The organism is Nocardia sp. NPDC003482 (genome assembly GCF_053588115.1).
In genome coordinates this window covers 1-12,422 of record NZ_JBSFPI010000032.1, presented here as the reverse complement: position 1 = coordinate 12,422, position 12,422 = coordinate 1, and the positions used below count along the sequence as shown (strand labels likewise).

At 69.7% G+C, this 12,422-nt stretch carries 13 protein-coding genes; 11 read left to right on the top strand and 2 right to left on the bottom strand.

Features of this window, described 5'->3' with window-relative positions:
* Positions 1-3: 3 nt before the first annotated feature.
* From ACWDSJ_RS34055 to ACWDSJ_RS34020, 8 genes are all read left to right on the top strand, one after another.
* Positions 4-1,263, top strand: coding sequence for an aspartate aminotransferase family protein (locus ACWDSJ_RS34055; protein WP_450036875.1), 1,260 nt, complete (start codon positions 4-6; stop codon positions 1,261-1,263).
* An 8-nt stretch (positions 1,264-1,271) separates the two neighbouring features.
* A complete protein-coding gene (locus tag ACWDSJ_RS34050) occupies positions 1,272-1,784 on the top strand; it encodes a type II toxin-antitoxin system RatA family toxin (protein ID WP_450036874.1) in 513 nt (170 codons plus the stop codon).
* A complete protein-coding gene (locus ACWDSJ_RS34045) occupies positions 1,784-2,263 on the top strand; it encodes a hypothetical protein (RefSeq protein WP_450036872.1) in 480 nt (159 codons plus the stop codon). The genes ACWDSJ_RS34050 and ACWDSJ_RS34045 overlap by 1 nt, the downstream gene beginning before the upstream one ends.
* 7 nt (positions 2,264-2,270) lie before the next feature.
* Positions 2,271-3,566 carry an NAD(P)/FAD-dependent oxidoreductase gene (locus tag ACWDSJ_RS34040; protein WP_450036870.1) on the top strand — a complete coding sequence of 432 codons (1,296 nt, stop codon included), beginning with the start codon at positions 2,271-2,273 and terminating at the stop codon, positions 3,564-3,566.
* A 72-nt stretch (positions 3,567-3,638) separates the two neighbouring features.
* The gene (locus ACWDSJ_RS34035; protein WP_450036868.1) at positions 3,639-4,145 is read left to right on the top strand and encodes a hypothetical protein; all 507 of its coding nucleotides are present in this window, start codon (positions 3,639-3,641) and stop codon (positions 4,143-4,145) included.
* A 136-nt stretch (positions 4,146-4,281) separates the two neighbouring features.
* Positions 4,282-5,760 (top strand): flavin-containing monooxygenase, encoded by a 1,479-nt coding sequence (locus ACWDSJ_RS34030; RefSeq protein ID WP_450036866.1) that lies wholly within the window; start codon positions 4,282-4,284, stop codon positions 5,758-5,760.
* A gap of 5 nt (positions 5,761-5,765) precedes the next feature.
* Positions 5,766-7,274 (top strand): MmgE/PrpD family protein, encoded by a 1,509-nt coding sequence (locus ACWDSJ_RS34025; protein ID WP_450036864.1) that lies wholly within the window; start codon positions 5,766-5,768, stop codon positions 7,272-7,274.
* Positions 7,271-7,762, top strand: coding sequence for a flavin reductase family protein (locus ACWDSJ_RS34020; RefSeq protein ID WP_450036862.1), 492 nt, complete (start codon positions 7,271-7,273; stop codon positions 7,760-7,762). Before ACWDSJ_RS34025 ends, ACWDSJ_RS34020 begins: the two co-directional genes overlap by 4 nt.
* 4 nt (positions 7,763-7,766) lie before the next feature.
* On the opposite strand, the gene ACWDSJ_RS34015 is transcribed toward ACWDSJ_RS34020, so the two are convergent.
* Together ACWDSJ_RS34015 and ACWDSJ_RS34010 are read right to left on the bottom strand one after the other, a co-directional pair.
* A complete protein-coding gene (locus ACWDSJ_RS34015) occupies positions 7,767-8,555 on the bottom strand; it encodes an AfsR/SARP family transcriptional regulator (RefSeq protein ID WP_450036860.1) in 789 nt (262 codons plus the stop codon).
* Positions 8,556-8,886: 331 nt separating this feature from the next.
* The gene (locus tag ACWDSJ_RS34010; RefSeq protein ID WP_387370543.1) at positions 8,887-9,510 is read right to left on the bottom strand and encodes a TetR/AcrR family transcriptional regulator; all 624 of its coding nucleotides are present in this window, start codon (positions 9,508-9,510) and stop codon (positions 8,887-8,889) included.
* A 64-nt stretch (positions 9,511-9,574) separates the two neighbouring features.
* Between ACWDSJ_RS34010 and ACWDSJ_RS34005 the strand changes: the two genes are divergently transcribed.
* The 3 genes from ACWDSJ_RS34005 to ACWDSJ_RS33995 are packed head-to-tail and all read left to right on the top strand — an operon-like array spanning position 9,575 to position 12,277.
* On the top strand, positions 9,575-10,432 hold the full coding sequence (locus ACWDSJ_RS34005; protein WP_450036931.1) for an MlaE family ABC transporter permease: 858 nt from the start codon (positions 9,575-9,577) through the stop codon (positions 10,430-10,432).
* Positions 10,432-11,286, top strand: coding sequence for an ABC transporter permease (locus ACWDSJ_RS34000; protein ID WP_450036857.1), 855 nt, complete (start codon positions 10,432-10,434; stop codon positions 11,284-11,286). Before ACWDSJ_RS34005 ends, ACWDSJ_RS34000 begins: the two co-directional genes overlap by 1 nt.
* A 13-nt stretch (positions 11,287-11,299) precedes the next feature.
* Complete coding sequence (locus ACWDSJ_RS33995; protein WP_387370547.1) at positions 11,300-12,277, top strand: AAA family ATPase; 978 nt, start codon at positions 11,300-11,302, stop codon at positions 12,275-12,277.
* Positions 12,278-12,422 lie beyond the last annotated feature (145 nt).

Sequence of the window (12,422 nt, the reverse complement as noted above, 5' to 3'; positions counted from 1 at the left end):
GGTGTGACCATCGAATCCGCGGTGGACACCGAGCGCGTCTCGGCGATCTATCGGCGCAATCTGAGCGCGGGCCGGGCCCGGCTCGCCGACCTGCTGGGCGGGCACGTCGAGGTCGAATCGAACGGCTCGTGGCTGATCATGAGCGACGGCACGCGGATTCTGAACGTGGGCGGCTACGGGGTGTTCATCACCGGCGCGCGGCACCCGCGGGTGATCGCCGAGGTGGAACGGCAGCTCGCGACCCATCCGATCGGGACGCGAATCTTCTTGGAGCCCACCGCCGCTCGCGCCGCGGAGCTACTGACCTCGATCACGCCCGCGGGCCTGGTACGCGTCCACTTCTCCGGCTCCGGCGCGGAGGCCACCGAGGCGGCGATCAAGATCGCGCGCCTGAACGGCCGCAAGCGCCTGATCTCGATGACGGGCGGCTACCACGGCAAGACCATGGGCGCGCTGTCGCTGACCGCGCGGCGGGTGTACCAGGAACCGTTCGAACCACTCGTCCCGCTGGTGTCGCACATCCCGTTCGGCGACGCCGACGCCCTGGCCCGCGCCCTGGCCGCCTGCCCCGGCGAGGCGTGCGTGGTGGTGGAACCCGTACAGGGCGAGGCCGGCGTGATCATCCCGCCCGAGGGCTACCTGCGCACCGTGCGCGCCCTGTGCTCCGAATACGGCGCGCTGCTGGTGCTCGACGAGATCCAGACCGGGTTGGGCCGGCTCGGGCACTGGTGGGGCGCGGATCGCGAGCGGGTGCGGCCCGACATCCTGCTGTCCGGAAAGGCCTTGGGCGGCGGCGTGGTTCCGGTCGCGGCGACCATCACCACCGAGCAGGCGTTCGCCACCCTCGACCGCGATCCGGTGCTGCACACCTCGACGTTCTCGGGTGCGCCGCTGGCCATGGCCGCGGTGTGCGGGGCCGTCCGCGCGATCGAGGAAGACGACCTGGTGAACCGGGCCGCGGCCCTGGGCCGGGAACTGGTGCCGCGGCTGTCCGAGTCCCTGACCGCCCACCTGCCCCCGCACACCTGGCAGGTGCGCGGGGTCGGCCTGCTGATCGCGGTGGAGTTCCCCGACCCGCTGCTGGCGGGCGACCTGTTCACCGCGCTCGTGGAGAACGGCGTCATCGCCAACTTCTCCCTGAATTCCGACCACGTCGTCCGGCTGACGCCCCCGGCGATCATGTCCGACCACGACGTGGCATTCCTGCTGGAGCGGTTCGCGCGAGCGGCCCGTCTGGTTGCCCTGCGAAATCCGGAAGTATGAGGTTCGAAATGCGCACGCTGGAACTGAAGTTGTTCGCCCGTAATGTCAACGCGGACACCGCCTTCGAGCGGATCAGCCGCTTCGAGAGTTACCCCGCCCTGGTCGAGGAGGTGCGCGCGGTGACCGTGCGGCAGGACGCCCCCAACACGCCGCTGCACAGCGACTGGGAGGTCTACTTCCGCAACGGCCCGCTCAAATGGTCGGAGGTCGACTACTTCCAGCACAACGCCCGTCGAATCGTCTTCGAGCAGACCAGCGGCGACTTCGAGGTCTTCCGTGGCTCGTGGGCCGTGGACGAGGCGCCCGAGGGCTGCGAGGTGCGGTTCGAGACCACCTTCGACTTCGGAATCCCGTCCATGGCGGGCGTTCTGGAGCCGATCGCGACCCGCGTGCTGAAGGAGGGCATCGCGATCATCGTCCACCGCCTGCTCGGGCGGGTCGAGGTGGTCGACGATCCACAGGTCGCCGCGGCGGTCGCCCTGCGGCTCGCGGACCGCGACGCCGAGCGGCTGTCGGCCTGATGGATCAGCGAAACCGTTTCGCCACCCCCGCGGTGTTCTGGCTGTTGCGAACGGAATACGGTGTGGCACTGGCGATTTGCGCCGTTCTGTTCCTCGCGCACCTGACCGAGATCCGGTGGATTCCGGCGGTGGCCCTGTTCGCCTACATCGACCTGATCGGCTATCTGCCGGGCGCGGTGGCGTATCGGCGGGCGGGGCATCGCCCCATCGGACGGATCTACTACGTGCTCTACAACGTCATGCACAGCTTCGTCACGCACGCGGTCGTGCTCGGGGTGTGGATCGCGGTATGGGGTTTCGAGTGGGCGCTGCTGGTGGTGCCCATCCACCTGTGCGGCGATCGGGCGTTGTTCGGCAATGTCGTCAAGAGCTTCCGGGTGCCCTTCGAACCCGAACCCGTCACCGAATTCGTGGAATTCGAGCGGCGTCTGCTCGGGGTGGGTGTGCGGGGGCCGCGGCACGCCGTCTCGAGCGTATGAGGCGCGCATGCCGAATTCCACACCGCCCTGGCGTCTTTCGACGTCCGCGGAGCATCCCCCGTTGCGCGGCCGGGACCGCTGCGACGTCGCCGTCGTGGGCGCCGGACTGACCGGGCTGTCCACCGCGCTCGCGATCCTCGAACGCGATCCGGGCGCCCGCGTGGTCGTGCTCGAGGCGCGGCGGGTGGGCGCGGGCGCGAGCGGGCGCGGCACCGGACTGCTCGGTCCGCGCGTCGGGCCGTCGCTCACCGCGTGGCGGCGGCGCCACGGCGACGGCGTGGCGCGGGCCGCGCACCTGTGGTCCGTGCGGGCCGTGGCGCACGCGATCGACGTGATCCGGCGGCACGGTCTCGACTGCGATCTCGTGGTCGGCGGCCAGCTGGTCGTGGCGCGCGACGCGGCGGCGGCCGCGGCCCTGCGGCGCGAGGCCGAGGCGGCGAGCGCGCTCGAATTGCCCATCGCCGCCGTGCCTTCCGGCGATCTGCCCGAGATCGCGCGGCGCTACCGGCGCGGGCTGCGGTATCCCGAAGCCGCCACCCTCGATCCGGGCGCGCTCACCGCCGAGCTCGCTCGCCGCTGCGCAGAACTCGGTGCGCGGATCCACGAGGGGAGCGCCGCCCGGTCCCTCCGGCACGGCACCCCGCCGAGCGTGGTCACCGCGGACGGGGAGTTGGTGGCGGATCGGATCGTGCTGTGTGTCAACGCCTTCGGCTCGCCCAGGATCGAAACACCCTCGGGCGTACTGGGTTTCCGCGTGCAGGCTGGCGCAACCGCGCCCCTGTCCGGGCCGGAGCTGGCCGCGGTCGAATCGCTGCGTGCCGAGCCGATCATCGAATCCGGCGATCCCGCACCGTATTTCCGCCTCATGAGCGATGGCCGCCTGATCGTCGGCGGGGGAGCGGTGCTGCGCGGTGTCGACGGGCACACGGCCCCCTATCCGGAGCGATTGCGGGGCGCGCTGGCCGGACTGTCCCCGCACCTGGCCGCGGTGCGCCTGGACGCGGCGTGGAGCGGACCGATCGCCGTCACCCGCGACGGCCTGCCCGTCCTCGGGCGGCACCGCGGCGACGACCGAATTCTGCACGCCAGCGGATGCAACGGCCACGGCCTCGCCGTCTGCCTGCGGCACGGCGCCCACCTGGCCGACCTGGTGCTCGGCCGGGAGATCCATCCCCTGATGTCCGCGCTGCCCTGGCTGCGGGCGGCGGGGCCGTGGATTCCGCGCGGAGCGCTCGTCGACCGGACGCTGGACCGCTACCTCGCGCACCTGTCCGCGGCCTTCACCGACGCCGCGTCTGTGTGATACACATAGTATGTTTTCTTTGCGCGGTATGAGACCGACAGGCGTCCGGACACGAAGGCGAGGATTCGAGCGATGAAGACGGCGGTTTCCCGGAGCGTGCTGATCGCGGCGGCGCTGACCCTCGCGGTGGCGGCGCCCGGCTGCGGCTCCGACGACGGCAAGAGCGCGACGAAGGCGACGACCACGACCGCGGTCGCGGCGGCCGGAAGTTGCCCTGCCGGAACGAAATACCCCCCGGCCCCCACGATCGATCAGCTGAACGGACTGCTGCGCAAGGGCCTCGACCCCAAGGTCCCGGCCGCCGACAAGGTCGGCCTGGTCCAGGGCTCCGAGGCCGACCCGGCGCTGTTCGACCGGATGACCGCGGCGCTCACCCAGGCCGACCTCTCGGTGCAGATCAACGACGTCACCGACCACTGCGACGGCACGGCCACCGCCGATGCCGTCCTGGTCCTCAACGGCCAGCGCAATCCGGGCCAGGTCCCGCTGATCGCGGATCAGGGCACGTGGAAACTGGACAAGAGCTGGGCCTGTGGAATCGTGACCACGCTGGGGCAGAACTCCGTCATCTGCTCCTGATTCGCGCCCGACGACGCGGCGGCACTCCCGATCGTGGAGTGCCGCCGCGTTGTCGTGTTCTGCGATGACGCGGACCTGAAATCCGTTGTCCCGCATGGTCGGAGCGAGATCAGGCCGAGTTCCTAGCATCGAATCCGTGAATCAGGGAATTTCGACCGTCGACGTCGTCGTGGTCGGCGCCGGGCTCGGCGGGCTCGGCACGGCCGTCGCACTGCGCCGGGCGGGCATCGGCGACTTCGTCGTGCTGGAGAAGGCCGACGACGTGGGCGGCACCTGGCGCGAGAACACCTACCCCGGATGTGCCTGCGACGTCACGAGTTTCATGTACTCGTACTCCTTCGCGCAGCGGCACGACTGGACCCGCATGTACCCGTCGCAGCCGGAGATCCTGGACTACATCAAGCGGGTGACCAAGGAAGCGGATATCGAATCGCACATCCGATTCCGGACGGAGGTCGTCTCCTGCGAATTCGACGAGGACGCGGACCGCTGGACGGTCCGGACCCGCACCGGCGAAACCTATCGCCCCCGGTTCGTCGTCCTCGCCAACGGCGTGCTGCATCGGCCGTACACCCCGGACTATCCCGGACTCGACGAGTTCACCGGGCGGCATTTCCACGCCGCTCGATGGGACGACTCGGTGGATCTGACCGGTAAGCGGGTCGCGGTCGTCGGCACGGGAGCCAGTGCGGTGCAGTTCGTTCCGATCATCGCCGAGACCGCCGACCACCTCGAGGTCTTCCAGCGCAGCGCCCACTGGGTGCTGGCCAAGCCGGACCGCGTCCTCGGTCCGCGCGAACGCCGCCTGATCGAGGCCGTGCCCGCGCTGCGGACGGTGTATCGCGATTTCGCGTACTGGAGTCACGAGATCCCGGTGCTCGGCTTCAAGAACCCGCGCCTGCTGAAACTGCTCGAGTTCGCCGCCCGCCGCGCGCTGCGCAAGCAGGTGCCCGATCCCGAGCTGCGGGCGAAACTGACCCCCGACTACACCATCGGGTGCAAGCGGATCCTGCTCAGCAGCGACTACTACCCGGCCCTGCTGCGTGACAACGTCGACCTGGTGACCGCCGGGATAGAACGCTTCACCGACAAGGGAATTCGCACCGTCGACGGCCGCGAGCACGAGGCCGACGTCGTCATCTTCGCCACCGGATTCGCCACCGACAACCGCTGCGCGAACGAGCGGATCATCGGGCGGGCCGGCCTCGACATCCGCGACGCCTGGCGCGACGGCATGCAGGCATACCTCGGGATGACGGTCACCGGTTTCCCGAACCTGTTCCTGATCATGGGCCCCAACTCCGGCGGCGGTTCGCAGTCCATCCTGTTCGTGATCGAGAACCAGATCCGCTACATCGTGAAGTGCCTGAAAGCCGTTCGCGCGCAGGGCATGACGCGCCTGGAGGTGCGCGCGGACCGGCAGCGCGCGTTCAACGACCGGCTGCACCGCAAACTCGCCCGCACCGTCTGGAACGCGGGCGGCTGCGACAGCTGGTTCCTCGACCACACCGGGTACAACCGCCAGTCCTGGCCGGGGACCGGAACCTCGTACTGGTGGGCGACCCGCGCGCCCGACCGGACCGCGTTCGAATGGTCCCGGGCGGCCGGGGAGTGAGCGGCGTGCACACCGAACCCGGCCTCACGCGGCGGCTGGCCGAGTGGGCCCGCTCGGTGCGCTACGAGGACATCCCCCCGGCCACCGTCGCCGCCGCGCGCAGCCAGATCATCTCGCATCTGGGCGCGGTGCAGGCGTCGCTCGCGCATCCGGCCGGGCGCGGCATCGTGGCGGCCTTCGGCTCGCCGGTGCGCTCCGACCCACGCCAGGCGGCGTACGTCCTGGCCGCGCTCGCGACGATCCTCGACTACGACGAGGTGAGCTACGTCGGTCACGTCTCGATCGGCGCGGTCGGCGTCGCCCTCACCGAGTCCCGGGTCAACGGGCTCGACGGGCGCAGGCTGCTGGCGGCGGTCGTGGCCGCCAACGAATGCGCGGCCCGCGTCACCGCGTCGACCGTGCTCGGCCCGTTCTTCCGAGGTCAGACGAATACGCACTGCTTCCTCGTCGGGGCCGCGGTGGCGCGCCTGCACGCCCGGGACGCCGATCTCGACGAGTGGGTGCGGGCGCTCGGATTGGCGCTCGGCGTCGTGCCCACCGCGATCCATCACGGCGTCATCGTCGGCGACGGCAAGGCGTTCACCGCGGCCGCCCCGGTGCGGTTGGCCCTGGACGCCTGCGACGCGGCCGCCGCCGGACTGGGCGGCGCCCCGCGAATTCTCGAACATGCCGACGGCGTGCTCGCGAAGCTGGCCGCCGTGCCCGTGCCCGAGACCATCACCGAGGGCCTCGGCCGCCGCTGGCACACGGACACGTTGACCTACAAGCGATTTCCCGGCAGCGCCTATCTGCACGCCGCCTTCGACTGCGCCCAGCGCCTGCACCGCCGCCTCGGCGCCGTCGATCCCGACCGGATCCGCCGCGTCGTCGTGCACGGCTCGATCCTCACCTGGTTGCTCGAACACAAGATCGCCGGGTACCTCGACGGTCCGCGCACGGGCACGGGCGCGGCGATCCTGTCCGTCGGCTACGGCGTGGCCACCCTGCTGCGCACCGGGCGGCTCGAGGCCGAGGACTTCCGCGCGCCCGCCCTGACCGACACCGAGCGCTGGGCGGTCGCCGACAAGGTCACCGTCGAACACGATATGGCCCTGTCCGAGGCCATGATTCGCGCGACCTCCCCACTGGGACAGGCGATCCGGCACGCGGGCGAACGCGCGCTGGACTGGCCCGAACTCCGGATGTGGGGCGGCGACCGGCTGGCCGAGCGGCTCGCCGAACTCGGGCCGCCGGAGCCGACGTTCGCCCGCGCCACCATGGCCATCGGCGCCCGCGTCGAGATCGAAATGCGCGACGGCACAGTCGAATACGAGACCTGCGCGACCCCGATCGGCGCGGCCGGTGACGCCACCCGCCGCGATCACGCGGCCATCGTCCGGGACAAGTACCTGCGGGCCGGCGGTGTCGCCGCGGCCCTGCCCGATCTCGAACGGCTCGACGAACTCGGGCCGCCGGAGGTCGCCCGGCTGCTGGAACGGTCCCTGCACCTCGACGAGATCGGTTGCCCCGCATGACGAATCCGTTCGTGCCGCAGGTCGCCGCGGTCGACCAGGCCGGCTTCCGCGACTACTGCCGCAAATTGACCGCCGGGGTCGCGGTGGTCAGCACCGCGACCGCCGACGGCTGGGCGGGGACCACGGTCAGCAGCGTGACCAGCGTGTCCGCCGCGCCGCCGATCCTGTCGTGTTGTCTGGACCGCCGCTCGCGGACCCTGGAGCACATCCAGCGTTCGGAGCTGTTCGCGGTGAATCTGCTCGCCGCCGAGCAGCGCGAGTTGTCCATCCGATTCAGCAGCAGCGCCGACCGCGCCGCCCGGTCCACCGTGCCGGTCGAGACGATCGCCGGGGTACCCGCGCTGACGGACTGCCTGGCGGTCGGCGTGTGCGCACTGCACCGAGAACTCTGGATGGGCGACCACATCGTGCTGTTCGGACTGCTGCTCGACACCCGCGTGCGCGCGGATCGGCGGCCGCTGATCCACCACGACCGCGGCTACCTGTGAGCGGTCAGCCGCGGCGCGCCGAACCGGACAACTCGGCGGGCAGCCGGAAGCCGACGCCCTCGATGGCGGCCCGGAGCATCGCGCTCGGCGGCACGCCCAGCTCCTCGTGCAGGGTTCGCTCGGCGTTCTTGTACGCCTCGACCGCCTCCGCCACCCGGTTCATCCGGCGCAACGCGGTGATGAGCGCGGCGTGTAGTCGCTCGTTGAGCGGATCGTCGGCGATGAACCGGCGCGCGCTGAGCACCACCTTCTGATTGCGGCCCAATTCGCTCCAGGCATAGACGAGTTCCTCGCGTGCCGCCGAACGCAATTGGTGCAGTTCGTCGGTGAGCGCGGACAACAACGGGCCGCCGAAAACGTCCGACAAGGCGTCCCCGCGCCACAGGCTCAGGGCGTCGTCGAGGATCGCCGACACCACATGCGGGGTCGACGGAACCAGATTCAGCGCGTCCTGCGCCTGCACCGTGAAAGTGTGCGCGTCCACCTTCGACGGATCGATGTTCAGTCGATAGCCGGAATCAATGGTTTCGAGCACCTCGTGATCGGGGGAGTAGTTCTGCAACCACTTCCGGAGGCGGACCATATTGGCGTGCAGCGCGTTGATCGGATCACCCGTCGAGCGGTCCAGCCCCAACTCTTCGACCAATTCGTCCCGGCGTACCGGAATGCCCGCCCGAAATGCCAGTATCGCGAGGACACTGCGCATTTTCGAGCCGCTGAGCGTCGCCTCGACACCGTCGAAACGCGCGCGAAGCGGCCCCAGAACACTCACTTCCATTTCCAACTCGGTCACCGCTTCCTGATACTTCGGTTTCGACCGGCCCTCGGTGAACACGGCGGATTCGGCGCCTCGGGCCCCCCACACTCTGGAATGTTTACGACCGCAACGCCTTCGGCCTATACCTGTCCCCTTCGCCCTTCATGGGCAAATAATACGTGCGCTCGTACGGAAAGTTCAACCTCTGGAGGGATCTCACACTTCGAAACTTTCCCGAGAATCGAAAACGATGACGGGTGCTTGTTACTGATAAATATCTCCGGATGGTAATCAACGACGCGGCGGATCGATTTCCGGGAAGACGCGCTGGACGTACCGGATTTCCCCCCGGTAGCCGGAAATGTGCTCAGTCGGCGGGGGTGTATTCGGGCCGCCGCAATCCGGTCAGCAGTCGCCGCAGCAGATCCGAGCACTCCTCGCGCACGCGCGGCTGCTCGTCCGCGGGCGCCTCGGCGATCGCGAGCCCGGCCCCGCCGAGCACCTCGTAGAACATGCGCACGGTCGTCTTCTCGGCCTTGCGCTCGAGGAAGCCGATGTGCATCAGCGCGCTGACCATCCCCTCCACCAGCGCGTAGGAGTGCTCGTGCTCGCAGCGTCGCCAGCCCTCCCAGCCGAGTGCGAGCGGGCCCTCCTGCCAGACGAGCTTGCCGTACACCGGATCGCACGATTCCACGAGGAAGGCGTCCAGCGCGGCGAGCGACCCCTCGACGGGGTCGGTGTACCGCCCGGCGATCGCGCCGACCCGCGCGACCACCTCCGCGCCGAGCCGGTCGAGGACGGCCTCGAAAAGCGCCTTCTTGCTGGCGAAGTGGTGATAGACGGCCCCGCGGGTGAGCAGGCTCGCCGAGGCCACCTCCTCCAGCGACGTCCCCGCGTAGCCCTTCTCCGCGAACAAGCGCGTCGCCTCTTCGAGCAGGGCCTCGCGCGTCGCCTCGGAGTAGAGCTCTCGCCGACTCTTGACATTTGACACACGACAAGCATACTCACATACATTGAGTATGTGACAGACGTCGGATAGGTGACTTTCTGTGAGTATGAACGCAACGGCGACCACCGCAGCGCCCCACCGCCGCCGCCCGACCCTCCTCGACCAGGCGGAATCGTTCTGGCGGGAGCATCCGAGACGAGCCCTGGACACCTTCGGCCGACAGCTGGAGATGGCCGGTGAACTCCTCATCGGGCTCGTGGTCTCGATCGCGCGCGGCACCTTCGAATGGCGCGAGTTCGTGCGGCAGTGCGCGTTCATGGCGAGCGTGTCGGCCATCCCGACGGTCATCAACGCCGTTCCCGTCGGCGTCGTGATCGCCCTCCAGGTCGGCGAGGTCATCCAGCAGGTCGGCGCGGACTCGTTCGTCGGCTCGGCGGTGGGCATCGGCGTGCTCAAACAGGGCGCGCCGCTGGTCGCGTCGATGATGATCGCGGGCGCGGTCGGATCGTCGCTGTGCGCGGACCTGGGGTCGCGCACGATCCGCGAGGAGATCGACGCGATGAAGACCATGGGCGTGGATCCGCTGCAACGCCTGGTCGTGCCGCGCCTGCTGGCGGCGATGGTGGTCAGCGTCCTGCTGTGCGGGCTGGTGGTCTTCGTCGGGTTCTTCGCGACCTTCGCGTTCTACATCTACGCGAACCACGGCACGCCCGGTTCGTTCATCGCCGCGTTCGTGGGGTTCGCGAACGTCAAGGATCTGCTGCTGGCGCTGTTCAAATCGCTGCTGTTCGGCTTCTTCACCGCGATCATCGCGAGCTATCACGGGCTGCACGCGCGGGGCGGGCCCAGCGGCGTCGCGAACGCGGTCAACGCCTCGGTGGTCCAGTCGGCGCTCATCCTGTTCGGGACCAACGTCGTCATCTCGCAGATCTACAACACCCTCGTTCCCGGGCAGGTGGGCTGATGACCACGACGACGCGACCCGTTATCCGGTTGGGCGCCAACGTCTTCCGCCCCGTCACGCGGGCGCTGGGCACCTTCGGCAACCAGATCGTGTTCCTGTTCCGCGTGCTGACCTCGATTCCGCTGACGCTGCGGCACTACTCCAAGGAGGTGACCCGCCTGGTCGCCGATGTCACCTGGGGCAACGGCACGCTCGTCGCCGGGGGCGGGACGATCGGCGTGGTCCTGGTGATGTGCGCCTTCGGCGGCATGACGATCGGGATCGAGGCGTACAACAATCTCAGCCTGGTCGGCGTCGGCGAGCTGACGGGTTCGATCTCCGCGCTGGGCGGCACCCGCGAGATCGTCCCGATCCTCGCCACGCTCGCCTTCGTCGTGCAGGCGGGCTGCCGGTTCACCGCCGAACTCGGGGCGATGCGGATCTCCGAGGAGATCGACGCGCTCGAGTCCATCGCCATCCGGCCCATGCCCTACCTGATCACCACCCGCGTGCTCGCGGTCCTGGTGGTGGCGCCGCCGCTGTACCTGTGCGCGCTCGTGGTGTCGTTCCTGTCCACCGAGCTGACCACCATGGTGATCGGCGGCGTGACGGGCGGGACCTACGCGCACTACTTCAACCTGTTCCTGGTGCCGAGCGATATCGGCATGTCCATCCTCAAGCTGATCGTGCTCGTCACCCTGACCACGTTCATCCAGTGCTATTACGGCTTCTTCGCCGCGGGCGGCCCGGTCGGGGTGGGCGTCGCGGCCGGGCGGGCCATCCGGCTGTCCATCATCACCATGGTCTGTACGAATCTCGCTCTGTCCCTGGCGATTTGGGGATCCGCGGCCGGTTCGGCCCGCATCTCCGGATGAGAGGTCGGATCCGATGACCGCGCAACTCGATCACCACCACGTGCTCGACGACGTGCGAGCGGTGCTCGGCACGCTCGACCGCGCCGTCGTCGGGCGACGCGCCGCGCTGACGACGATCCTGCTGGCCGTGCTCGCCGACGGTCACATCTTGATCGAGGATCTGCCCGGGCTGGGCAAGACCATGCTGGCCCGATCGCTGGCGACGGTGCTGGGGCTGGAGACGGCCCGCATCCAGTTCACCCCCGATCTGCTTCCGGCCGACGTCGTCGGGGCCACCAGCTACAACGTCGTCACCCGCGAATTCGAGTACCGGCCGGGGCCCGTCTTCACCAACGTCCTGATCGCCGACGAGATCAACCGCACCTCGCCGAAGACGCAGGCCGCACTGCTCGAGGGCATGGCGGAGCGGCAGGTCAGCGTGGACGGCCGGACCCGGCCGCTGCCCACGCCGTTCGTGGTGCTGGCCACGGAGAACCCGATCGAGCACGAGGGCACCTATCCGCTGCCGGAGGCGCAACTGGACCGTTTCGCGGTACGGCTGCGGCTGGGGTATCTGAGCGCCGACGGCGAGACGGAGTTGTTGCGCCGCAGGGTGGATCGGCGGCGCCGAGAACCGGAGCTGCCCCGGGTGCTCGATCCCGCCCGGGTGGTGGCGGCGCAGCGCGCGGTGGAGGACGTCGCGGTGCACGACGACGTCCTGCGCTACGTCGTGGTCCTCGCCGAGGCCACGCGCCGGCATCCGCAGGTCGAGGTGGGCGCGAGCCCGCGCGCGGAACTCGATCTGCTGCAACTGTCCCGGGCCCGGGCGCTGCTCGCGGGCCGCGACTTCGCGCTGCCCGACGATGTGAAGGCCCTGGCGGTCCCGGCGTTCGCGCATCGCCTCGTGCTGCGACCCGAGATGTGGGCGCGGCGCGTACCCACCGACGCGGTGGTCGAGGAGATCCTCGCCCGCGTACCCGCACCGCGCACCTCTCGAGGAGACGGATCATGATCGGCACCGTATCGACGCGCCCGCCCCGGCGGCGGTTCACCGTGAGCGTCGTATTGTTCTGCGGCGCGACGGCTTTCAGCGTCGTCGCGCTGCGCAGCGGCCTGCCCGGCGGCGCGCCCGCCCCCGAGCCGGGCGCCGGGGCACC